This is a genomic window from Rhodococcus sp. BH5 (genome assembly GCF_027583855.1).
Classification (GTDB): domain Bacteria; phylum Actinomycetota; class Actinomycetes; order Mycobacteriales; family Mycobacteriaceae; genus Rhodococcus_F; species Rhodococcus_F qingshengii.
The window spans coordinates 227642-250849 of sequence record NZ_JAJHVW010000007.1 but is presented as its reverse complement, the minus strand read 5'-3'; the positions used below and the strand labels follow the sequence as shown (position 1 = coordinate 250849).

Annotated in this window: 23 protein-coding genes and 1 pseudogene; 9 read left to right on the top strand and 15 right to left on the bottom strand. The window is 63.5% G+C overall.

The features are described 5' to 3' along the window. Window positions 1–108 precede the first annotated feature (108 nt). Window positions 109–963: an Rv0361 family membrane protein gene (locus RhoBH5_RS19630; protein WP_047269483.1), complete on the top strand. Its 855-nt coding sequence runs from the start codon at window positions 109–111 to the stop codon at window positions 961–963. A gap of 79 nt (window positions 964–1042) precedes the next feature. Here the strand turns inward: RhoBH5_RS19630 and fbaA are convergent, their stop codons facing one another. Then, window positions 1043–2080, bottom strand: coding sequence for a class II fructose-bisphosphate aldolase (fbaA, locus tag RhoBH5_RS19625; protein WP_162114475.1), 1038 nt, complete (start codon window positions 2078–2080; stop codon window positions 1043–1045). A 181-nt stretch (window positions 2081–2261) separates the two neighbouring features. Here fbaA and RhoBH5_RS19620 point away from each other — a divergent pair, with 181 nt between their 5' ends. Together RhoBH5_RS19620 and RhoBH5_RS19615 are read left to right on the top strand one after the other, a co-directional pair. Then, entirely contained in the window at window positions 2262–2999 is a 738-nt protein-coding gene (locus tag RhoBH5_RS19620; protein WP_277921643.1) for a VTT domain-containing protein, read from the top strand. 29 nt (window positions 3000–3028) lie between these two features. Then, window positions 3029–3691, top strand: a complete 663-nt coding sequence (locus RhoBH5_RS19615; protein WP_003944306.1) for a DedA family protein — start codon at window positions 3029–3031, stop codon at window positions 3689–3691. A gap of 11 nt (window positions 3692–3702) precedes the next feature. Here RhoBH5_RS19615 and RhoBH5_RS19610 read toward each other — a convergent pair. Continuing rightward, window positions 3703–4829: pseudogene (locus RhoBH5_RS19610) on the bottom strand (GTP-binding protein). Window positions 4830–4873: 44 nt separating this feature from the next. Next, on the bottom strand, window positions 4874–6226 hold the full coding sequence (locus RhoBH5_RS19605; RefSeq protein WP_058038543.1) for an LLM class flavin-dependent oxidoreductase: 1353 nt from the start codon (window positions 6224–6226) through the stop codon (window positions 4874–4876). A gap of 91 nt (window positions 6227–6317) precedes the next feature. Here RhoBH5_RS19605 and RhoBH5_RS19600 point away from each other — a divergent pair, with 91 nt between their 5' ends. Further along, window positions 6318–7316: a GNAT family N-acetyltransferase gene (locus RhoBH5_RS19600; protein WP_270008700.1), complete on the top strand. Its 999-nt coding sequence runs from the start codon at window positions 6318–6320 to the stop codon at window positions 7314–7316. On the opposite strand, the gene RhoBH5_RS19595 is transcribed toward RhoBH5_RS19600, so the two are convergent. The 5 genes from RhoBH5_RS19595 to RhoBH5_RS19575 form a co-directional block, all read right to left on the bottom strand. Further along, window positions 7279–7986, bottom strand: a complete 708-nt coding sequence (locus tag RhoBH5_RS19595) for an alpha/beta fold hydrolase (RefSeq protein ID WP_270008699.1) — start codon at window positions 7984–7986, stop codon at window positions 7279–7281. The genes RhoBH5_RS19600 and RhoBH5_RS19595 overlap by 38 nt on opposite strands. A gap of 11 nt (window positions 7987–7997) precedes the next feature. Beyond that, window positions 7998–9119, bottom strand: coding sequence for a glycoside hydrolase family 76 protein (locus RhoBH5_RS19590; protein WP_003944321.1), 1122 nt, complete (start codon window positions 9117–9119; stop codon window positions 7998–8000). Between the two features lie 57 nt (window positions 9120–9176). Continuing rightward, window positions 9177–9869: a TrmH family RNA methyltransferase gene (locus RhoBH5_RS19585; protein WP_270008698.1), complete on the bottom strand. Its 693-nt coding sequence runs from the start codon at window positions 9867–9869 to the stop codon at window positions 9177–9179. After that, entirely contained in the window at window positions 9869–10468 is a 600-nt protein-coding gene (locus RhoBH5_RS19580) for a DUF6636 domain-containing protein (RefSeq protein WP_003944380.1), read from the bottom strand. The genes RhoBH5_RS19585 and RhoBH5_RS19580 overlap by 1 nt, the downstream gene beginning before the upstream one ends. A 67-nt stretch (window positions 10469–10535) precedes the next feature. Then, window positions 10536–11318: an SDR family oxidoreductase gene (locus RhoBH5_RS19575; protein ID WP_003944309.1), complete on the bottom strand. Its 783-nt coding sequence runs from the start codon at window positions 11316–11318 to the stop codon at window positions 10536–10538. Window positions 11319–11352: 34 nt separating this feature from the next. Here RhoBH5_RS19575 and RhoBH5_RS19570 point away from each other — a divergent pair, with 34 nt between their 5' ends. Next, complete coding sequence (locus RhoBH5_RS19570) at window positions 11353–11796, top strand: hypothetical protein (protein ID WP_007726759.1); 444 nt, start codon at window positions 11353–11355, stop codon at window positions 11794–11796. 4 nt (window positions 11797–11800) lie between these two features. Here RhoBH5_RS19570 and RhoBH5_RS19565 read toward each other — a convergent pair whose 3' ends face one another. Together RhoBH5_RS19565 and RhoBH5_RS19560 are read right to left on the bottom strand one after the other, a co-directional pair. Further along, window positions 11801–12514, bottom strand: coding sequence for a lysoplasmalogenase (locus RhoBH5_RS19565; RefSeq protein WP_007726757.1), 714 nt, complete (start codon window positions 12512–12514; stop codon window positions 11801–11803). 49 nt (window positions 12515–12563) lie between these two features. Continuing rightward, window positions 12564–13244, bottom strand: a complete 681-nt coding sequence (locus RhoBH5_RS19560; protein ID WP_003944312.1) for a lysophospholipid acyltransferase family protein — start codon at window positions 13242–13244, stop codon at window positions 12564–12566. Window positions 13245–13307: 63 nt separating this feature from the next. Here RhoBH5_RS19560 and RhoBH5_RS19555 point away from each other — a divergent pair, with 63 nt between their 5' ends. Genes RhoBH5_RS19555 through RhoBH5_RS19545 form a run of 3 tightly spaced genes read left to right on the top strand, consistent with a single transcriptional unit; the run spans window position 13308 to window position 15628 of the window. Next, complete coding sequence (locus tag RhoBH5_RS19555; RefSeq protein WP_007726755.1) at window positions 13308–13871, top strand: TetR/AcrR family transcriptional regulator; 564 nt, start codon at window positions 13308–13310, stop codon at window positions 13869–13871. A 33-nt stretch (window positions 13872–13904) separates the two neighbouring features. Next, window positions 13905–14348: a MarR family winged helix-turn-helix transcriptional regulator gene (locus RhoBH5_RS19550; protein ID WP_003944339.1), complete on the top strand. Its 444-nt coding sequence runs from the start codon at window positions 13905–13907 to the stop codon at window positions 14346–14348. Window positions 14349–14371: 23 nt separating this feature from the next. Further along, window positions 14372–15628, top strand: a complete 1257-nt coding sequence (locus RhoBH5_RS19545; RefSeq protein ID WP_003944384.1) for an MFS transporter — start codon at window positions 14372–14374, stop codon at window positions 15626–15628. Between the two features lie 51 nt (window positions 15629–15679). Here the strand turns inward: RhoBH5_RS19545 and pyrE are convergent, their stop codons facing one another. The 5 genes from pyrE to clpB form a co-directional block, all read right to left on the bottom strand. Further along, window positions 15680–16213, bottom strand: coding sequence for an orotate phosphoribosyltransferase (pyrE, locus tag RhoBH5_RS19540; RefSeq protein WP_003944385.1), 534 nt, complete (start codon window positions 16211–16213; stop codon window positions 15680–15682). Between the two features lie 98 nt (window positions 16214–16311). Further along, complete coding sequence (locus RhoBH5_RS19535; RefSeq protein WP_037131478.1) at window positions 16312–17112, bottom strand: SDR family NAD(P)-dependent oxidoreductase; 801 nt, start codon at window positions 17110–17112, stop codon at window positions 16312–16314. A 46-nt stretch (window positions 17113–17158) separates the two neighbouring features. Continuing rightward, window positions 17159–18046 (bottom strand): hypothetical protein, encoded by an 888-nt coding sequence (locus RhoBH5_RS19530; RefSeq protein ID WP_003944407.1) that lies wholly within the window; start codon window positions 18044–18046, stop codon window positions 17159–17161. A gap of 86 nt (window positions 18047–18132) precedes the next feature. Then, window positions 18133–19113, bottom strand: coding sequence for a hypothetical protein (locus RhoBH5_RS19525; RefSeq protein WP_270008697.1), 981 nt, complete (start codon window positions 19111–19113; stop codon window positions 18133–18135). A gap of 158 nt (window positions 19114–19271) precedes the next feature. Beyond that, entirely contained in the window at window positions 19272–21824 is a 2553-nt protein-coding gene (clpB, locus tag RhoBH5_RS19520) for an ATP-dependent chaperone ClpB (protein ID WP_007726750.1), read from the bottom strand. Window positions 21825–22006: 182 nt separating this feature from the next. On the opposite strand from clpB, the gene RhoBH5_RS19515 reads away from it, so the two are divergent. After that, entirely contained in the window at window positions 22007–23203 is a 1197-nt protein-coding gene (locus RhoBH5_RS19515) for an FAD-binding oxidoreductase (RefSeq protein ID WP_007726748.1), read from the top strand. Window positions 23204–23208 lie beyond the last annotated feature (5 nt).

Here is a 23208-nt window from a genome sequence, read left to right as displayed (position 1 = left end):
TACGCCTTTCTGCCACAGGACCGCCTCGCCGACGGTCGGAGTTATGCAGGCTACATACCGGTCGTTACCCTGACATGGTCATTGCTGCATAAGACCGAAGGGTTACCCGTGCCGGACTCGAAAGACGACAACTCGAAAAAGAGCGCAGCACCGAAGGGTGCGCCCGAGAAGTCGGCCCCGACCGAACCTGCGACTGTGGCGATCCAGAAGACAGACAAGGCCTCGAAAACGGACGGCGACGCCAAAGCTGCCAGCGCACCAACCGTCGCGATCCCCAAGGCAACTCAGGCACCCACAGCAGCACCGACACCCCAGCCCAAGCCGGAGCCCGCCACCGTCGCGATTCCGAAAGCCGCGCAGCCGACACCACCACCCCGGCAGGCTCCGACCCCACCACCACCGCAGCGCGCTGCGCCTCAACCGCAGCAGCGCGCCGCGCCTCAACGTGTGGGTGTCGCAGCGACCCCACCGCCGGCTCAGCCGATGCCGACTCGCATCGAGCCCGCCGCGCCGGAGAAGACCAAGCGCAGCGGCAAGGGCTGGTACATCGCGGCAGCAGCGGCCGGCGTCGCCGTCCTCGCGGCGATCGGCGTCGCCGTATTCGTCTCGTCCAACAGCGGTAGCGGTGAAAGCTCACCCGAAGCTCAGGTCCAGACCGCCATCTCGACGTACGTCGACGCTCTGCAGACCGGCGATCTGGCAACGCTGCGAACGTCGACCTGTGGGGCGTTGGGCGAGTACTACCGCACCATTCCCGACGCAGCGTTCGCGCAGGTCCACGACAATGCCGTCGCGCAGAAGACGATCCCGCAGGTCGGAGCCGTCGACGCGGTGCGCATCACCGACGACACCGCGATCGCTCAGGTCCAGGCGAGTTTGCCGAGCACGGGCGAGCAGTCGTGGCGCACGTTCGACCTCGAGCGCCAGGACGGCACGTGGAAGGTCTGCGATCCCAGCAAGTAGGTACCTGAACAGAAAATGCGCGCCGGCGAGAATTTCGCCGGCGCGCATTGTGTTCTGTGAAGCGCAGTTGTGAAACCGATCAGCCTGCCGTCACCGAGCGTCCGGCCGACTTCAGGTCGTTGCACGCCTCGACGACGCGAGCCGTCATGCCGGCTTCGGCCTTCTTGAGGTAGCTGCGCGGGTCGTATGCCTTCTTGTTTCCGACCTCGCCGTCGACCTTGAGGACGCCGTCGTAGTTGGTGAAGAAGTGTCCGGCGATCGGACGGGAGAACGCGTACTGGGTGTCGGTGTCGACGTTCATCTTGACGACGCCGAAGTTCAGCGAGTCCTCGATCTCCGACTTCAACGATCCCGATCCACCGTGGAAGACGAAGTCGAAGGGCTGCGAACCGGAAGCCAGACCGAGCTTGGCAGCGGCGACCTTCTGGCCCTCTTCGAGAACCTCGGGCTTGAGCTTGACGTTGCCCGGCTTGTAGACGCCGTGGACGTTGCCGAAGGTGGCGGCAAGGAGGTACTTGCCCTGTTCGCCGATGCCCAGAGCATCGACCGTCTTCTCGAAGTCTTCGCTCGAGGTGTAGAGCTTGTCGTTGATCTCGGCTTCGACGCCGTCTTCTTCGCCGCCAACGACACCGATCTCGACCTCGAGGATGATGCGTGCAGCCTTCGAGAGGGCGAGCAGTTCCTTGGCGATGGCCAGGTTCTCGTCGATCGGGATAGCCGAGCCGTCCCACATGTGCGACTGGAACAGCGGGTTACGACCGGCGTCGACGCGCTCCTGCGAGATCGCGAGCAGCGGACGCACGTAGGTGTCCAGCTTGTCCTTCGGGCAGTGATCGGTGTGCAGCGCGATGGTGACGTCGTACTTTGCCGCGATCACGTGTGCGAACTCGGCGAGCGCAACAGCGCCGGTGACCATGTCCTTGACGCCCAAACCGGAACCGAACTCGGCGCCGCCCGTCGAGAACTGGATGATGCCGTCACTGCCGGCGTCCGCGAAGCCCTTGATGGCTGCGTTGATGGATTCGGAGCCGACACAGTTGATGGCGGGGAAGGCAAAGGAATGCTCCTTGGCCCGACCAAGCATCTCGGCATAGACCTCGGGAGTTGCGATAGGCACGGCGGGAGTCCTCCATATACGTGTCGTTCGGAGCGCTCGGCGATGTGAAAGCGCTTCGTGTGGTCCTAGCAGTATGGCAAGTCCGACTCGTCACGTCTCTTTGCGGTCTCGGCCCGCCGCCACCGACGCGATGACCTGCGGTGGTGGGAAACACTCAGATTCGGCCGGTACTCTGGCCACCGTGAATGTGCAGGCAGCAACTGAATCCGTGACGAACCTGGCCTTGCTGCCCGGCTTCCTCGATCCCGTGAACCTCTTGAATTCCTTCGGAACGTGGGTTCTGGTGGGATTGCTTCTGGTGGTCTTCATCGAATCAGGCCTGCTGTTTCCGCTCTTGCCCGGCGATTCGCTCCTCTTCACCGCAGGGCTGATCGCGGCGTCCAAGTCCACCGAGATCGAACCGTTCGCGCCGCTGTGGGTGCTCCTGGTGACCATTCCGATCGCCGCGATTCTGGGTGACCAAGTCGGGTTCTACATCGGCACCAAGGGCGGAACTGCCCTGTTCAAGACGGACGACGCGCGGTTCTTCAAGAAGAAGTACATCGACGAGTCACACGCCTTCTTCGAAAAGCACGGCCCGATCACCATTATCCTGGCTCGGTTCGTGCCGATCGTGCGTACTTTTGCTCCGGTTGTCGCCGGCGCTTCGAAGATGAAGTACTCACTGTTCCTGACCTACAACATCGTCGGCGGCATCCTGTGGGGTGCCGGCGTGACTTTGCTCGGCTACCTCCTGGGGCAGATCGAATTCATCCGCGACAATGTCGACTACATCTTCATCTTGATCGTCCTGGTGTCGGTTCTGCCGATCGTCTTCGAAATCGGGAAGCGAATTCTGGCGTCGAGACGTGGTGAAACGGCGAATACTTCCACTACGGACAATTCGACGGTGACAGTCCCCGAAGACCCCACCCCCTGATTGCAGAACGAGGCGAAGAACTGACGACGATGACGCTCGCATCCGGCAGTTTCTCCCCGCTCGAGACTGCCGGGCCTCTGTTGGTCTGGATCATCGTCGTCACGTTCGTCTTCATCGAGTGCGCGATCATCCTCGGGTTGTTTCTCCCCGGTGATTCGCTTCTGATCACAGCCGGAATCGTTCTTGCCGGCCACGAATCCGGCGCGGGCCACGTGTGGGCGTTGTCTGTCGGTGCGATGATCGCGGCCATTGCCGGCAACCAGGTCGGGTACGTCATCGGCCACCGGACCGGCAATCACATCAAAGCCCGTAAGGGCGGCAAGTACTTCACCGAGAAGAACCTGCACCGCGTGAACATCCTGTTGGAAAAACACGGGTTCTGGGCGGTCCTGATTGCTCGCTGGGTTCCGTGGGTGCGCACCCTGTGCCCGATGGTCGCGGGCGCAGCCAAGATGAACCACACGCGCTACACCATTGCGAGCACCATCGGCGCGATCATCTGGGCGCCCGTGCTCCTGCTACTCGGTTTCTACGGTGGCTCGTTCCTCGATCGCGTGCCGTGGTTGCTGCCCGCCGTGCTGATCGTGATGATGGTCAGCTTGGTCATCGGTACTGCGCTGGGAATCTGGCAGTACCGCAAGGAGATGGCCCGACCGGCCGAAGACGTCGAGGTCGAAGAAGTCCTCGACTAGAAGCTGACTGCTCAGTGCAGGTGGCTCTGGTCCCACGCCGGCAGCGGGTCTTCGTAGCGAGTCCATGCCCGCGGTCCTTCGCGTAGTTCGTCATCGGTCAGCAGAGCCGGATCGAGGATTCGTGACGGCGCCGCCGGGTCCAGTTTCACTCCGATGAACACGATCTCCTGCCCTGGCACCTCCGCCGCCGACGCCCACAGTTGAGCCGGTTCGATGACGAGGTTGGGGCCTGCCTGCGACCAGATCGCGGCGAACTCGGGCCGACTGGCGATCCAGCAGAATCCCTTGCTCCGCAGGAGTCCGGCGAACTGACCGAGCGCGGCCTCGAGTCGCGCCGGATGAAAGGGTCGCGAGGCGCGGTATGTGACGCTGCGTATTCCGTATTCCTCGGTTTCCGGGGTGTGCCCACCGGCCAGTTCCTCGTCCCAACCGGGTACCTGCGCAGCAAGTTCCGGGTTGTAGAGACCGGTTTCGAGGACACGGTCGAGGGTGACTTTGCCGTGATCTGTTCGAATCAGTTGAGCGGTGGGGTTGAGCCTACGAAGCGTTGCCTCGACGGTTCCTGCCGCCGCGGGCTCACCAGGTCGGTTTTGTTCAGCAAGATGACGTCGGCGAACTCCACCTGATCGACCAGGAGATCGGAGATGCTGCGTCCGTCCCCCTCCCCGGCTTCGAGGTTGCGCTCGTCCAGTCGTTCGCCTCTTGCCAGTTCGCCGAGGAAGGTCGACGCGTCCACCACGGTCACCATGGTGTCGAGCTTCGCGAGCGAGCCGAGGCTGAAACCGTCCTCGAATTCCCAGTCGAAGGTGGCCGCCACCGGCATCGGTTCGGAGATGCCGGTGGACTCGATCACCAACTGATCGAATCGCCCCTCTCGGGCCAGGGCGCCGACGGCGTCGATCAGATCCTCACGCAGCGTGCAGCAGATGCATCCGTTGGTCAGCTCGACCAACTTCTCTTCCGTGCGGTCGAGATGACCCTGGCCCGCGACGAGGGCCGCGTCGATGTTGATCTCGCTCATGTCGTTGACGATGACGGCGACCCTCCGGCCATCGCGATTGGCGAGAATGTGGTTGAGGAGTGTGGTCTTGCCTGCGCCCAGAAATCCGGACAGCACGGTTACCGGTAGCTGCTTCATTCCTTAATGGTAACCATTGTCATTATCGACAACAGCGGGCGGGCCTACTGCACTGCAGAGGCACTACCCGAGAACTGGCTCTCGGGCCTCGGCAAACCGAAATGATCACGAAGGGTCGTACCCGAGTATTCGGTCCGGAAAAGACCGCGATCCTGCAGGATCGGGACCACACGCTCGGTGAAGATCTCGAGCCCACCCGGGTAGTACGGCGGCATGACGTTGAAGCCGTCAGCAGCACCGCTCGTGAACCACTCCTCGATCGTGTCGGCTACCTGCTCGGCGGTTCCGGCAAACACCCGGTGCCCGCGCGCACCCGCCAATCGATGAAGGAGGCCACGAACCGTCGGACGCTCGCGCTCGACGATGCCGGCGATCACCTGCAATCTGCTTTGCTTGTTGTCGGTGACATCCCCTGCAGCCGCGAACAATTCGACAGGAACCGGTGCATCCAGTTCCAGATTCCGAACATCGGCCCCGGTGAGTGCACCGAGTTGCGCGAGGCCGTACTCCGGCGAGGTCAACTCGTTGAATTCTCGCTCGAGCGCCTTGGCCTGCTCCTCGGTGTCACCGATGAACGGGCTGATTCCGGGCAGGATCTTGACGTGGTCGGGGTTACGCCCGAACTGCGCAGCCCTCGACTTGATGTCGGTGTAGAACGCCTGAGCATCGGAAAGTCTCTGGTGCGCTGTGAAGATCGCCTCTGCGTACTGACCGGCAAATGCGCGACCGTCGTTGGACGCACCGGCCTGCACCAGCACAGGGTATCCCTGCGGAGTTCGCGGTGCGTTGAACGGTCCCCGCACCCGCAGATGCCGCCCGACGTAGTTGATCTCGTGAATCTTGTTTCTGTCCGCGTAGATTCCGTTCTCCCGGTCCAGACTGATCGCGTCGTCCTCCCAGCTGTCCCACAACCGCACCACCGCGTCGACGAATTCCCGTGCGCGCGAATACCGGTCCCCGTGATCCGGGTGCTTGGCCAGCCCGAAGTTGGCTGCCGCCAGATCCGTACCCGTGGTGACGATGTTCCACCCCGCGCGTCCGTTCGAGATGTGGTCGAGCGAGGCGAACAGCCGAGCCAGGTTGTACGGCTCGTAGTACGTGGTCGACGCCGTCGCGATCAATCCGATTCGCTCGGTCGCCACTGCAATGGCCGTCAACAAGGTGATCGGCTCCAATGTCCCTGCGGGACCGTGCTCGACGTCGCTGCGCAACGCGGGACCGTCGGCGAAGAAGATTCCGTCGAACTTCGCCGCCTCAGCAGTGCGAGCGATCTCCTGGAAATACGTGACGTCGAACAGACGTTCCGGGGTTGTCCACGGATGACGCCACGCCGCTTCGTGATGACCGGCGGGGTGGATGAACGCGTTGAGGCTCAGTTGGCGCGGAGAATCAGACATGCCTGAATGCTGGCAACTGCCGCCGCAGTCCGACAGGGTTAGGGTTCGCGTGATTCCAACTCAGGGTGGGCAGGTCGGTATCGTCACATGGGTGAGCCGCGTAGTTGTAGCCGAGTTCGTACCGTCCGGAGCGACAGCAACTGTTCTTCATCAGTGGTGTGAGGTGTTCGCCGAAGGCCAGCGTCACCTGTCCGGGACTGCGCCGACAGCGACTGCGCTGATGGAAATGATCGAGGCCGAAGACAATTCGGCCGATGTACGGCGTTGGATTGCACGCGACGCCGGCACCGACGAGGTCCTCGGCATCGCCCAGGCACGACGCAACTCGGCCGAAGCCGATCTCGCAGAGTTTCGGATGTACGTGACACCCCACGCGCAGCGACGAGGGGTAGGACGAGCGCTTGCCGAACTCGTCGAAGTCGACATCGCCGGGTTCGGCGTGCGAAGAATCAGAGTGACGGCGCTCGTCGGAAGCGCAGCCGAGCATTTCCTGCGATCGTTCGACGGTCACCGCGTGTTGCTTCGGTTGGCCAACCAGGTTCAGCACCTCAGCCCTCCCACCGCACACAGCACCCGCCCCGGCTATCGAATCGTCAGTTGGCGCAACCGAACCCCGGACGAGCTGGTCCACTCCTTCTCGGAGGCATTGAACCGACTCCTCGACGCGCCGGGCGCCGAACTGCAGATACCCGAACGTAATTGGGGAGCCGACGAGGTCAGATCGTGGGAACAGAAGATGACGGACGGCTCTCGAGTCCTCCTGGTGTGCTGCGCGGTCGACGACAGCGTCGGCGAAGTAGCCGCAGCGACAGTGGTGACGGTGGACGAACATGACAGCACCCACGCATCGCAGCACGACACCGTGGTACTTCCCCAGCACCGCGGGCACGGTCTCGCTCAGTGGGTCAAGGAGCAACAAGCGTCTGTATTGGCAGCTGAATTTCCCTCCCTGCGAAAGATTTACACAACGGTGAACGCGGAGAATCACCCGATGCTGACCGTCAATCGGAGCCTGGGATACCAGACCGTCGCGGAGCGGATCCTGGTGGAAATCAGGAGAGCCGAGAGTGCGCAGCACAAGCCTCGGTGACGATCTTCCTCCACAGGAGCGGGTGAGACTGCCAGAAGTTGTGCGCGACACCGTCGACGACCTCGAAACTACCGTTAGGCACGAGCTCGGCCAGTTGCTGCAACGGCCACGACGGGCGAATGTCGTCGGCCGCCGCGAGAAATGTCATGGGCACTGGTGAGTCGGCCAACTGCCGAAACAGCTGTGGTTCATGGATCCATTCGATGAACGATTCTTGAAGCGATTGCCAGACAACAGGTTCCCAAGGTATCTGCGGGTCCGGCTCGATTCCCGCTTCGTACTGCTTCGACCATGTCCGGTCCTTGTGGAGGCCGTGCCCCGCGACGCCGACGACGCCGGACACCGATTCCGGACAGTCGAGTGCGTACCGCACCGCCAAGTCGGATCCCCACGAGTGCCCCAGCACGACCCAACTGTCGATCTCGAACGTGCGTCGGACGAGTTCGAGGTCCGCAACCGCCTGCGCCATCGTATGAGCGCCGCCACCGGACCGGCCGACTCCGCGTGGCTCAGGGCACCACGCGCGCATTCCTTCCGGAACCAGCTCGTCGTGAGCAAGATAGTGAACGCATCCCGGGCCGCCGGAGAGAACCAGAACGTCCGCCCCTGCCCCACCGACATCGATGTGAAGACGTACGCCGTCCGTGTCGACCGCGTGCCGGGATTCCATGAGGGAAAAGCCTAACGCTTACGCGGGTATCCAGCCGCCGAGACGACAAATGCCGCCTCCATGAGCATCCACCCACCTACCTGCACCGAGAGGTCTCGCTCGGGCACGCTCGACGAGCGCACGGTTCCGGCGGCGAAGGTGGCGATGTCGCCGGACAGACTCGGCAACTGAGCATCCTTGGTCCAGTCGTGCCCGAACAGCGGCAGACCTTCGATCTGCAGTCTGTTGTTCCAGGCCGCTTCCGCGGAGGACAGAACGATCTGCGCTGCGAGTTCGCGCGCTCGCAGGTCCTCGTGAGTCTCCCAGGACAGGTTCACCACCACGAACGCGAGGTAGCGAGCCAGGATTGCGTTGAACAGCCCGCCGTCGCCTCCGCCACCGCCCGTGATAACTCCGTACTCGGTCATGCCGTCGTACACCGCGTCGACGAGTTTATGGACTCGCTCGCGGTGGCGCGGTTCGCCCAATCGCGTCGACAACTCGGTTTCCAACCCCAGCGTGACGCCCTGACAGTACGAATAGATCGCGCGCTCGAGGGTGCCGTCGCGGCGGATACCGTCGAAGATCAGTCCGGAGTCCGGATCCCGCAGCGTCTCGTCGATCCAGTCGGCCGTTGCCTGCGCACGCCAGAGTTTTCCGGTGCGCGCCAGCATGATTCCGGCGGGTCCGTTTGCCGGCGTGTTGTAGAAATCGGAGCCTTTGCACCACGGAATACCGCCGCCGTCGGCCGGGGACCACGAATCGAAGAGTTGCGATTCGAGCGCCTGAACCGCGGTTCGGTGATCGACCGAGAACATGCGTTGAGCACGTTCGAGCGAGAGGCCCAGCCACGCCATGTCGTCGTAGTAGTTGTTGGTCCACGCCGAGACGTTGCGGACCCGCACACTGCGGGCAACCTTCGCGACCCGGCGACGACGCTTGGGGGTCGGGTCACGTTCGAGTGCGTCGATCGCAGTATCGAGCAGGTGCGCTTGCCACCAGTAGTGCCACGGCTTGAACATCCGCTCGCGTCGAACAGCAGGCCAGGCAACCACGCCGAGTGCTGTCCGGGGCATTCCCCACAGGCGCCGAAGGTGACGACTGACTATCGCGCCCTCAGCCGCATCGGCCCGCTCTGCCCACACTTCCTGCATAACTACCTATCCTGTCTGGTCGAGGCGCTACACGCTAGCCGGAATTCGCGAGCGAGATCAGCGGGAATCGGCGAGATCGGCATGCTCACGTACCCACGCGTGCATCGCGATGCCGGCCGCGACACCGGCGTTGATGCTGCGAGTCGAACCGAATTGTGCGATCGAGACCGTCATGGACGCAACCTCTTTCGCATGATCGGTCACTCCGGGGCCTTCTTGACCGAACAGCAGGATGCACTCCCGCGGCAGGCTTGCCGTTTCCAGCGGCACCGACCCCGGGGTGTTGTCGACGGCCACGATCGTGAGTGAATTCTCACGGGCGTACTCGACGAGTTCGCTGATGTCTGCGTGGTGAACGATGTGCTGGTATCGATCGGTCACCATGGCGCCCCGCCGATTCCAGCGCCGACGCCCCACGATGTGGACCGCGGCCGCGGCAAACGCGTTGGCCGTGCGGACCACCGTGCCGATGTTGGCGTCGTGCGCGAAGTTCTCGATGGCGACATGCATCGTGTGACGGCGCGAGTCGATGTCCTCGACGATCGCTTCCCGCGTCCAGTACCGATACTCGTCCAAGACGTTTCGACGATCACCCTCGGCCAGAAGTACCGGGTCGTAGCGCGCGTCGGTCGGCGCTTCCGTGTCGTGCTCCTCGGCCCAGGGTCCGACGCCGTTGGGATTCTCGCCCCACTCGGTGGGTCCCGGTTCACTGGCCCCGCCGGACACGTCGTCAGCTGCGACTTCGGACATCAGAACACCTCGTTGGAATCTGCAGCCACGGTGAAGCCGTGCGTGGTCTGATCGTTGACACACGAGACGTCTGTCGCGGTGGTCGTACAGGTGAAACCCAGTTTGCTCAGCGGTTGACCGGCCGCCAACACCGGATCGGCGTCGGGGCCGCCAGAGGTGTACACCTCTCCGCCCGAACACATGAAAGCACCCTCACCCTCGTCGGTGACGCGAATACCGTTGCCCCAGTTGACCATGCAGCTCTCCGGCCGCGGCGGAACGGGAGTGGTCGTTCCCTCGCACCCGGCTTCGATTCTGGTGGGCAACTTGATGATGCCGCACTGGAAGTTTCCGTCGGGAGTGGTGAAGTAGTACGACTCGTTGCGCTCGAACTGCACGTCCGTGAGTGTCGTCGTCGGTGGCAGCGTCGTGGTCGGTGGTTCGGTGGTCGTGGGGACGACGGGCGCGACGGTGGTCGTTGTCGTCGGCACTGCGGTAGTGGTGGACGAACTGGGCTGCGCCGCTACGGTCGGCGCTGAATCCGCCTCCCCGCTGCACCCTGCGAGCACGAGCGCCGACCCGACGCCCAACAAGACGAACCCCACCCGAACACGAACCACCCGACTACCTCCACACACGTCATCTTGGCCCAGCAACAGCCGACAGTGCACTCTATCGTGCGGTCGACTAAGTGCTGGTGACGCGCTTGTTCATCAGCCGTGAGAGCCACGCGGGCGAGAACCGCGACGCGCTGAGGAAGAGCTTCGCCTGAGTTCCGACCGGGTAGTGAACCTTGTGCATCCGTCCGGCGCCGCGTGTGGCCGCCCACAGTTCCTGCGCGACGTCGGTTGCAGTCAGCTTGATACCCAACGATCTGGTGGCTCCGGTGTCCATTCCAGTGACCATCGCGGTCTGGACGAACAACGGCCAGAGCGCGAGAACACGGATGTCGTGCTGTGCCCATTCCAGATCGAGCGCCTCGGTCAGGCCGCGGATCGCGAACTTGGTTGCACCGTACGTCGCCAGTTCGGGCTGGCCGTAGATCGCCGAAGCGGAGCACAGATTGACCACCTGAGCGCCGACGGTATCGCGGAGGTACGGGAAAGCCGTGTGCGTGCCGTTGAGGGTGCCGGTGATGTTGATGTCGACCATTCGGCGATGCGCCGCAAGAGAAATATCCTCGAACCGTCCCGACGAGAGCACGCCCGCATTGTTGATCAGGATGTCCAGACGCCCGGACTCCCCGGCAAAATCGGCCAGACACTGCGCCCACCCCGCCGGATCGGTGACATCCAGGACACCCGTCACGACACTGCCGCCGAAACCGTCGATCTCGGCCTTCAAGGAGGCAAGGCCGGCGTCGTCGATGTCGAACGCGCCGACGCGGTATCCGTTGCGCGCGAACAACAGCGACGTCTCCCGCCCGATTCCAGCCGCAGCACCGGTGATGAAGACGTTCGGTTCGCTCATCCGGTCAGGCTATCCTGGATGTGGAGGAAATCTGATGAATCACCGTCGCGTCGTACACACCGTGTGTTTCATCGCGGTGGGGTATCTGATCGTGCTCGCCGTGTGGCTCGGATGGCTGGTCGAGCACACCCCACCTGGCACGCTGCCCTATCAGATCGGCGGGCTGCTCGCCGCTTTCGGCTCGGTTCTCGGATTCGGAATGGCATGGGCCAACCGCCCGACCCGCGCCGAGCGCAAACTCGAAAAGCACGGCCTCGAAGGGTGGGCACGAATCGACACCGTCACACCCCTGCGCCGAACCGTCGACGGCGAATTGGCCAAGCTCGCACTCCACCTCACGGTTCCAGGTTCCGATTCGTACTCGGGCCGGATCGAGTACGAGATCCGACCCGAGTACAAAGACAAGATCACTCCCGGATCCACGGTCACCGTCATGGTGGACCCGAAGAACCGAGACCGAATCATGCTGTGCCCGTGAGAGACTAGACGCTCTTCTTGCGTCCCAGCGCCAACATGCCTTCCACCAGCATCAGCTGCGCTCCCGCGTACGACGCCAGGATCACACCCTCGGCAGCAGCGCGGCCGGCGGTCCCGCGGATGAACAGACGACGCACCACGATCAGTCCGTCGGATGCGGTGAAGAGCACTCCGCCCAATCCGAGCCAGGAGCGTCGATCCTTGTTCGGGACGACTACGTCGAGCACGGCCTTTGACTGCGGTGCCAGAGCGGGGTCCGCCGACAACGTCGAGGTGGTTCCCAACATCAATCCGTATCCGGTGAGCGGCGTCGACACGCTCGGGGCCTTGGCACGGAGCAGTCCGGACGCCGTCGACCAACCGCTGATGCGGGGCCGCAGGGCAGCGCGGGTCGGCCGAGCGCCGCGCCGCAGCAGGAGCGCCGAGTAACTGGCCTGCATCACCGCGAACGAGGACGCGCCCTTGATCAGACGAGCATCGTTGTCCGGGTCGATCATGAACACGTCGCCGACAGTTGCAGCGGCGAGACCGGCCAGAAGCAGTGCGGTATCGGCAGTTTCCGTCTCCGAGCGCTTGCGCAGCACTCGGGCGGCCAGAGCGGGTGCGATCAACGGCTTCGCGATCTGCTGAACCCGCTCGTTACCGACTACTGCCCCGACCACTGTCGCTGCCGTCGCCGCCGCAAAAACTGCGTGCTCGATGCCCCACTTGCCCGCCATCACAATCCTCCTGTTGGTTACACGTCCAACAGCGACCGTACTGGGTCACTCAGGCGGCATCGCCGGATTTGACGTCCGCGCCGTAGACATCGACGTATTCCTGCCCCGACTGGTCACAGAGCACTGCCATCAATTCGTCCGTCGCCGCACGCACGACGGCCTGGTAGCCACGAAGTTCGCGGTACCGAGAGAAGTCGATCGGCTCCCCTACCGTGATCCGGACCTTGCTGAAGCGCCACATCCGCGTACCCGGCGGGTTGACTGCGTCGCCGCCGTGTACGACGACGGGAATGACCGGCGCCCCGGTTTCCAATGCAACTCGAATCGCTCCGGTCTTTCCCTTGTACAGGCAACCGTCGGGTGATCGTGTTCCCTCGGGGTAGATCCCCCAGACACCACCCTTGTCGAGAATCCCGATGGCCGTGTCCAACGCCGCACGGGAGGCGTCGGCGCCGCTACGGTCGATCGGCACCTGACCGGCCCCACCGAAGAACCAGCGCTGCATCGCGCCCTTCACACCGGTCCCGGTGAAATATTCACTCTTCGCGACGAAGGTGATGCGTCGGCGCACCATGAGAACCAGGAAGAACGAGTCGACGACTGCCCGATGGTTGCCGGCGAGAATCACCGGCCCTTTCTTGGGGATGTGGTGCTGACCCTCGATCGTCGGCCGCCCGAACAGCCAGAGGACCGGGCCGATCAGGACGTATTTGAACAGCCAATAGAGCACAGGGCATCACCTTTTCCGTCTAGTAGACAGTGTCTACGACAAGAATAGTAGACACTGTCTTCCATGACTGTCAGCAGCCTTCGCGAAACACTCGTCGCCACCGGCGTCGAGATTCTCGATGCCGACGGCGCCACAGAACTGACGCTACGGGAGATAGCGCGTCGGGCGGGCGTGTCGCACGGCGCCCCGCGGAGATACTTTCCGACCCACAACAGCCTGCTAGCCGCAATTGCCTCACACGGCCTGCGCGATCTCGCCGACAGACTCGATCCCGTCCTCGCCGGCAAACAATCCGCTCGTAGCCGATTGATCTCGGCAGCAATCGAATACGTGTCATTCGCCCAGGAGCGACCGGCGATGTTCGAGTTGATGTTTCGCCACGACCTCCTCGAGGGCGCAGGCAGCAACCTCCGAGAGTCTTCTCTCCCACTCTTCGCCGCCCTGCAATCCCTGACCGAAGAGGCCGACGCCTCCGATCCCACCACATCTGCGTTGAACATCTGGACCGGAACCCACGGCATCGCAGTGCTGGCGGCAAATCGAAGCCTCGCACTCGTCGCACCCGACCTCGATGTGCCGTCGCTGGTAGCCACCGCCGTGACGGACCACCTTCCACGGACTCGTTGATTTACATAGTTAACCTATGCAATAATGTTCTTCGTGACAGACGAAGAACAGCAACTGCACGAACTACTCGTCGACCTCGTGAGCAATACGCACCGCTTCGCGAAGCTGGCAGGCTCCTTCGCGTCCGATCAGTACCCACGCGCCTGGCTGCGCGCACTCTCGTTACTCGAGGAATACGGCGAAATGCGGATCAGCGACTTCGCTCGACTCGACAGAAGCTCGCAGCCCTCTGCCACTGCACTACTGCGCAAACTCGGCGAGAACGGTTACGTCGAACGCCGCGCCGACCCCGAGGACGCCCGGGCAGTTCGAGTGGCCATGACGGACAAGGGCCGAAAGATCTTGAACGACGGTCGAAACGAGATCGCCGACGCTCTAGTCCCCCACTTCGTCGAACTCGGGCCCGAGCAGATCAAGAAACTGGCCGACGGATTGGCCGAATTGCGGTCCATCATCAAGACTTCCGATCCCAGCTGAAACACCCACCACTGAAAAAGGAGGTGGCCGTGAGCAACACGACCGCGACATCAACGCACCAGAACGAGGCTCCGCCGAGCCTCCTGAAACAACCGAAAGCGGTGTGGGCGGTAGCCTTTGCCAGCGTCATCGCCTTCATGGGTATCGGATTGGTCGATCCGATCCTCAAACCGATCGGCGAACAACTCGACGCCACACCGTCGCAGGTTTCGCTGCTGTTCACCAGCTACATGCTCGTCACCGGCGTGGCCATGCTCATCACCGGTGTGGTGTCCAGCCGCATCGGCGCCAAGAAAACACTTCTTGCAGGCCTTGCCATCATCATCGTGTTCGCTTCTCTGGCAGGCGCTTCCAGCACCATCGGCCAGATCGTCGGATTCCGTGCGGGCTGGGGACTCGGCAATGCACTGTTCATCGCAACGGCGCTCGCGGCAATCGTCGGCGCGGCCAGCGGCGGCGTGGCACGGGCGATCATCCTGTACGAGGCTGCATTGGGCATCGGTATCGCAGTCGGACCGCTGGTCGGCGGAGTTCTCGGTGACATCAGCTGGCGCGCACCGTTCTTCGGCGTCGCAGCCCTGATGGCGGTCGCCTTCATTCTCATCGTGGTGATGCTTCCGAGCGCACCCAAGCCCGAACACCACACGTCCATCGCTGCGCCCTTCCAGGCGTTGCGGCACCGCGGGCTACTCACCGTTGCCATCACCGCGCTGCTCTACAACTACGGATTCTTCACGCTGCTCGCGTACACGCCGTTCCCCCTCGACATGGGGGCGTACCCGATCGGATTCATCTTCTTCGGTTGGGGCCTGATGCTGGCGATCTCGTCGGTTTTCCTCGCCCCTCGCCTGCAACGACGCTTCGGCACCCTGCCGATGATGATGCTGGCACTGACCCTGTTCGCACTCGACCTGGGCATGATGGCGCTCTTCACCGAGAACAAGATCGTATTGATCGTCGGTGTCGTCCTCGCCGGTTTGTTCCTCGGCGTGAACAACACACTCATCACCGAAACCGTCATGATCTCAGCACCCGTGGAGCGGTCGACCGCCTCGGCTGCTTACAGCTTCGTTCGATTCGTCGGCGGCGCCGCTGCTCCGTGGGTAGCCGGCAAGCTCGGCGAATCCAACGTCCACATGCCGTTCTGGGTCGGCGCGGTGCTCACCCTCGCCGCCGTATTCGTCCTGTCGAGCGGACGTAAGGTTCTCGCTCACGTCGACGACCACGATCCCGCGCCGCACAGCGTCGACGAAGCACTCGCCGTCACCGTAGGCGACTGACCCCTGTGAGTGGTTGAGGAGTGCAGGGACTCCTTAACCACTCACGGGGCGTCAGCTCAGGTTCAGATCTTCCAGGCCCAGCAGCGAGCGGTACTCGACGCCCTCGGCACCGATCACCGCATCCGCACCCGTGGCGCGATCGACGACCGTAGCGACTCCGACCACGGTGGCCCCTGCCTCGCGCAGGGCCTTCACTGCTGTCAACGGCGAATTGCCCGTCGTGGTCGTGTCCTCGACAACCAGGACACGCTTGCCGACGATGTCCGGGCCCTCGATCTGGCGCTGCATCCCGTGGGCCTTCGCGGCCTTGCGGACGACAAACGCATCGATCGGTCGGCCGGGAGCGTGCATCACTGCCATAGCGACCGGATCGGCGCCCATCGTCAAACCGCCGACGGCGTCGAAATCCCAGTCCGCGACCAGTTCACGCAGCAGCGAGCCGATCAGCGGCGCTGCCTTGTGGTGAAGTGTCGCGCGGCGAAGGTCGACGTAGTAATCGGCTTCCTTGCCCGAGGACAACGTCACCTTTCCGTGTACAACAGCCAATTCGCGCACCAGCGCAGCCAAATCCTCACGATCGCTCATGAGTGCTCAGCCTACCGACCACTGCCTTGTGTTCGGCTTCTGCCTCTGGGCTACGTCCGGCTTCCGCCTCTGGGCTACGTCCGGCTTCCGCCTCTGGGCTACGTCCGCCCGCGGCCACGTCCGACGATGTTGGTCAGCCGGCGAACCAGCCCCTTGGGAACGAGACGCCCGGCCGTCGTGAGGACCTTGTACTGGAATCCCGGAATACTGATGACCTTGTCGTCACCGAGATCCTTCATCGACGCCGCAACCACCTGGTCGACGCTCAGCCACATCGGCTTGGGGATCGTGGACATCTCGATGCCCGCGCGCTCGTGGAACTCGGTGCGAATGAAGCCCGGGCACAGCGCCTGCACGCGCACTCCCGTCCCGGCCAACCCGCCGGACAGCCCTTCGGTGAACGAGATGACATAGGCCTTGCTTGCCGAATACGTCGAACCCCGCCCGGACAGCAGGCCCGCGACGCTCGCCACGTTGACAATCGTTCCGTGCGCCGACGCGATCATGCTGGGCAGCGCCGCACGGGTCAGCCGCATCACGGCGGTGACGTTGACGTCGAGTTGAGACTGAAGGAGCGCCGGATCGGCGGTCCAGAACTCGCCGGAGGTACCGAATCCGGCGTTGTTCACCAACACCTCGACGCCCTTCTCCAAACGAAGCGCGACCGTGTCGCGTCCGGCCTCCGATGCGAGATCGGCAACCAGAATCTCCGACTCGGTGCCGAACATCGTCTTCAACTCGGACGCGAGGTCGTGCAATCTGACCTCGTCACGTGCGACGAGAACCAGGTCGTATCCGAGGGAGGCGTATTTCTTGGCGAAACCGGCGCCGAGACCAGAGGTGGGTCCGGTCACCAGGGCAACGGGACGCACAGGGCGATCCGAGTGGGAAGTCGACATACCGGCCACGCTAGTGGTTATCGCGCCTGGACGGGAACCTTAAAGGTCAGTCGACCGGGCGAATTGTGCCCGAGCGCTGCGACGCCGGGCGCTGAGCCGGCTTGTCAGCCGCCTCGGGCTTGCGCAGCGATTGATCCGGACGTGGCGCAGATTCCCGCGGTGCGGGCTCACGCGGTGCGGACTCACGCGGGGCAAATTCACGCGGCGGAGCGTCACGGGGCGGCTGCTCTTGACGCGAACGGGGCTGTTCTACCGGATCCGGAGTTGGGCGAGACTTCTCGGCGCCCGGCCGCGGGCGGCTCGGATCGTGATCGACCTCGAGTTCGTTGGGATCGGTGACGGGAGGCAGGACATGCAGAATGCCGGACAGGCGCGCAACCGACTCGATTGCCGCGTCCCAGTCCCGGCCGTTACTGGTCACCGGAAGCGAACCGAGCGTCCACTGCCCTTCGCTCCACAGCATGCTGATCGACGGCGGAACCGATTCGGTGAACGCCACCATGCGCTGATCACAGACACGACGTGCGATCTCGAGATCGGTCGCGAAGACGACTCGTGAACCGATCGCACCCAACAGGTTCAGGTCGCCGTCCTTGGGCGGAGCCGTCGACTTCAACCGAAGATCGATGTCGACGTCCGACCCGATCTCGCGGCGAACAGCCACGATGGTTGCGGTCTCCTCCAGGTCGAACAGCACGAACTGCTCTCCGCGACGGCGGCCGCGGACGACGTCGGTAGCAGTGAGGTAGTCCTGCTTGGCCATGACCGCGCGGTGCCATTCGCCTGCCAGCTGATCGTCAGTGGCCGTGTACGTGTAACCCTGCGCCTTGGCCCAGATCTGACGCACTCGCCCGGATTGATCTCGCCTCGTCCTGTCGACGTACAGAAGCGCACCCGCGCCTGCGAGTGCAATTGCTGCCAGTCCGAACCACATTCCAGTCATCACCCTCCAGGGTAGCGACTCGCGGCCTCAACCTCCCGCGACACCCTGGTGGACTCGCCCGATGTGTCGTGAACGACTCAGTTGCCGAACTTCGGCAGCGACGTACTCAGAATCGTGTTGGCGGTCATCGTGCCGTTCTCCACCGGCGTTCCGTCCACGACGATGTTGTCTCCCGGTTGCAGATCGGCGATGGTGGCGCGGTTGAGCGCGATGAGCGTGGTGTCCGCTGTGGTCAGAATCGTCACCTGCGAACCCCCGATCGAATCGATGACCAACGTGCCGCCGTCGTTCGACTTCACGGTGCCGACGGCTCCCCCGGCGTCACCGATGACTTCGCCGAGCCCGCCTGGAAGCTGGCTGAGCGGAGAATCCGCCGTCGGAGTCGGCGCCGTGGTGCTGGCCTTCGGCGGTGTCGTGGTCGGCGCCTGCGTCGTGGTGGTCGGGGGAACGAAAGCGGTCTGGGTGCCCTTGTCGTTCGAGCCGAACGCCGAGAACGCGATGATCGCGATCACGGCGACCAGGATCCCGACCACACCGGCGGCCACCCACGTCGCGAGCTTGCGCTTCTTACCGCCGCCCGACGATCCATCGTCGATGAACGGCTGTTCCGGCGGAACTCCACCGCCACCACCGGCAACCGGATACTGCTGTGTATTTCCGTACTGCTGCGTGTTCCCGTACTGATCCGGGTTCCCGTACTGCTGAGCGGTGTACGGCGGATAGGCCTGCGTCGCACCAGGCGGCGGCGCCTGCGGATCGAACTGCGGGTTGTAGGCAGGGAACGCCTGAGTGGGATTCGGCTGCTGCCCCTGCTGACCCTGCTGCCCCAAGTACTCCGTGTTCTGATCCGGGCCCCCGTAGGGATACTGCTGTGCCCCCGGATACTGCTGTGCCCCCGGCGGCTGACCGAAATACTCCGTCGGCTGGTTCGGATTCTGGCCGGACACCGTCCCGTACTGCTCCGTCGGCTGGTCGGGCGTACGCCCCCACACCTCGGTCGCCTCGGGATCCTCACGGCGCGGCCCACCCGAGTTACGCGGATCGTTCTGATCGGTCATGCCTGGCTCACCTTCGGTTGGGACGAAAGAGCGTCGAAGTCGTTCGGAGAGGCGCGGGTGCACTCGTCCCCGGTTCGAGCATCCAGCCATCCAGGGTAGAACAAAATGCGAATGCCCCGCCGATCCAAGTGGATCGACGGGGCATTCCGCTTACCGAATCAGGAGAGAACCAACTGATCCGCGTCCTCGCTGACACCGACGTGCACGGTGTCGCCGTCCTGGACCTTGCCGGCCAGGAGCAGCTTGGCGAGCTGGTCGCCGATCGACTGCTGAACGAGTCGACGCAATGGCCGAGCGCCGTACAGCGGGTCGTAGCCGCGCACTGCGAGCCACATCCGAGCCGCACCGTTCACCTCGAGGGTGAGACGACGCGCAGCCAGACGCTTCTGCAACTGCTCGAGCTGGATGTCCACGATGTGCTCCAACTGCTCCTCGGAGAGCGAGTCGAAGATGACCACGTCGTCGAGACGGTTGATGAACTCCGGCTTGAACGCGTGGCGTACCGCATCCATGACCTGCTCCCGCGTGCCACCGGATCCCAGGTTGGAGGTCAGGATCAAGATGGTGTTGCGGAAGTCCACCGTGCGGCCTTGACCGTCGGTCAGTCGGCCTTCGTCGAGTACTGCGAGCAAGACGTCGAACACGTCGGGGTGTGCCTTCTCGACCTCGTCGAAGAGGACCACCGAGTACGGGCGTCGTCGAACTGCTTCGGTGAGCTGGCCACCGGCTTCGTAGCCGACGTATCCCGGAGGAGCACCGACGAGTCGGGCCACCGAGTGCTTCTCACCGTATTCGCTCATGTCGATGCGGATCATCGCGCGCTCGTCGTCGAAGAGGAAGTCCGCCAAGGCTTTGGCGAGCTCCGTCTTACCGACGCCGGTCGGGCCGAGGAACAGGAAGGAACCGGTGGGCCGATTGGGGTCGGCGACACCTGCTCGGGCGCGGCGAACCGCATCCGAGACGGCGACGACGGCGTCGGTCTGGCCGACGACGCGCTTGCCGAGTTCGGACTCCATGCGGAGCAGCTTCTCGGTTTCGCCTTCCATCATCCGGCCGGCGGGGATTCCGGTCCAGGCTGCGACCACGTCTGCGACGTCGTCGGGCCCGACCTCTTCCTTGAGCATCACGTCACCGTCGGAGGCAGCTCCGGAAGCGGCTGCTGCCTCTTCCAGTTCCTTCTCGAGCGCCGGGATACGGCCGTAGCGCAACTCGGCTGCCTTGCCCAGATCGCCGTCACGCTCAGCGCGTTCGGACTCTCCTCGCAGGGTTTCGAGCTGTTCCTTCAGCACGCGCACCGAGTCGATGGCCTGCTTTTCGTTCTGCCAGCGGGTGCTGAGCTGATTGAGCTTTTCGCGGTCGTCCGCGAGTTCCTGACGCAGCTTCTCGAGCCGCGCCTTGGACGCGTCGTCGGTTTCCTTCTCGAGTGCCACTTCTTCGATTTCGAGTCGGCGAACCGTGCGTTCCACCTCGTCGATCTCGACGGGACGCGAGTCGATCTCCATACGAAGTCGCGATGCGGCTTCGTCCACGAGGTCGATGGCCTTGTCCGGCAGGAACCGCGACGTGATGTAGCGGTCCGACAGCGCGGCAGCCGCCACCAACGCGGAGTCGGTGATGCGCACGCCGTGGTGCACCTCGTAGCGCTCCTTGAGGCCGCGCAGGATACCGATGGTGTCCTCGACCGAGGGCTCACCGACGAGCACCTGCTGGAAACGACGCTCGAGTGCTGCGTCCTTCTCGATGTACTTGCGGTACTCCTCGAGTGTGGTCGCACCGACCAGCCGTAGCTCACCACGGGCGAGCATCGGCTTGATCATGTTGCCTGCGTCCATCGCGGATTCACCGGTGGCTCCGGCGCCGACGATGGTGTGCAACTCGTCGATGAAGGTGATGACCTGTCCGGCACTGTTCTTGATGTCGTCGAGGACAGCCTTGAGGCGTTCTTCGAATTCACCGCGGAACTTGGCACCGGCGACCATGGACCCGAGATCCAGGGACACGACGGTCTTGCCTCGCAGCGATTCCGGGACGTCACCCGCGACGATGCGTTGGGCAAGGCCCTCCACGATCGCGGTCTTGCCGACGCCGGGCTCACCGATGAGTACCGGGTTGTTCTTGGTACGACGCGAGAGCACCTGCACGACACGGCGAATCTCGGTGTCGCGACCGATCACCGGGTCGAGCTTGCCGCTACGTGCAGCTTCGGTGAGGTCGGTGGAGTACTTTTCCAGCGCTTGGTAGGTGCCTTCGGGCTCCGGGCTGGTGACGCGAGCGCTGCCGCGGACGGTGGTGAAGGCTTCACGCAATGCGTCCTGGGTGGCGCCGTGCCGTACGAGCAACTGTGCGACGTCGGAGTCCCCGCCGGCCAGTCCGTAGAGGACGTGCTCGGTGGAGACGTATTCGTCGTCCATCTCGGTGGCGAGGTGCTGAGCAGCAGTGAGTGCCGCGAGTGCCTCACGCCCGAGTTGCGGGGTGGAGCTTGCGCCGGTTGTCTTGGGCAGGCGATCGACGATTGCCTGTGCTTCACGGTGTACGACCGTGGGGTCGACGCCTACAGCTTTGAGTAGTGGGGCAGCGATGCCGTCGGTCTGGTCGAGCAATGCGACCAGCAGATGGGCAGGCCGGATATCGGGGTTACCCGCCGACGACGCCGACTGCAGTGCAGCCGTCATCGCAGCCTGGGTCTTGGTTGTTGGTGTGAACGAGTCCACTTGTCACCTTTCTGGCGAAGTCGAACGGGAAGAGCCGCGACCGGTTGGTATTGCGACTGTGTCAATATGCTCAACGCGGACAAACTTGAGTCTATTCCGCTCAAGTTTGTTTTCGCCAGGCCGAGTTGGTTTCGTAGGTCACATTTTCAGCCGTACTAGAATTGTGGCGAGAGTTGCAGCTGGTGCGAAAGGGGGATGGATTGGATCCGACAGTGATCGCCCGTCTGCAATCCAGCCTCGATTCTCTGACCGACGACGAAGAGAGCCGTGCGCACTTCTCGGCAGTGTTCTACACCGGCCTCTTTGCGGAACATCCTCTGTACCGCTCATTGTTCCCCGCCGGGATGGAATCGCAGGGCCACCGTTTCTTCAGAGCCATCGAGTTCGTCGTGAAGAATCTGCCCCAGCATCGCCGAATCCGGAAGTTCCTCACCCAACTCGGCCGCGACCACCGTCGCTACGGCGTCGAGCGTGAGCACTACGAGGCCGCCGGCGTCGCTCTGAAGCGCGCGGTTCGGTCGATGTACGGCACGAGCGCGCACAGCCGCTACAAGTGGACGCCGGAACTGGACGAGGCCTGGTCTCAGTTCACCGACCTCGTCGTCGGCACGATGGCCGACGGCGCCGAATCCGATACGACCCCGGCGCTCTGGGGCGCAACCGTGGTCAGCCACGAACGAGTCCTCGACGATCTGGCGATTGTTCGCCTCGAAGCCGACCCACCCATTCCGTACGGGGCGGGGCAATACGTAGGTGTTCAGATTCCCCAGCGCCCGAAAATGTGGCGGTATTACTCACCGGCGATTCCGACCAACCCTTTCGGTCAGCTCGAGTTCCACATCCGCAAGGTGTCGGGAGGATGGGTCAGCCCCGCGATCGTCAGCGAAACCAACGTCGGTGACCGCTGGGTCATGTCAACTCCCCTCGGCGGCCTCGAGGTCGACTTCACCAGCGACCGTGACGTTCTCATGATCGGGTCCGGCACCGGTATCGCTCCACTGCGGGCACAGGTGATGGAAATGTCTCAACGCGCGCACAACCCGCGCGTGCACCTGTTCGTCGGCGGCCGCTATCCCTGCGATCTGTACGACCTCGAAACCCTCTGGCACATCTCGCTCAGCAACCCGTGGTTGACCGTCGTGCCGGTTTCCGAAGAACCCGAAAACCCTTGGTGGCACAACGGACCGGTGCTCGAACCACCGTTCGGAATGCACAGCCGGCTGATCGGACCGATCGGAAAAGTGGTCGCGCAGTTCGGTTCGTGGGCCGACCGTCAGGTGCAGATCTCGGGGTCACCGTCGATGATCAAGACAACCGTCTACGCCTTGCGTGCCGGCGGAACTCCGCTCGACCAGATCCGGCACGACCCGCTCTACTGACTACA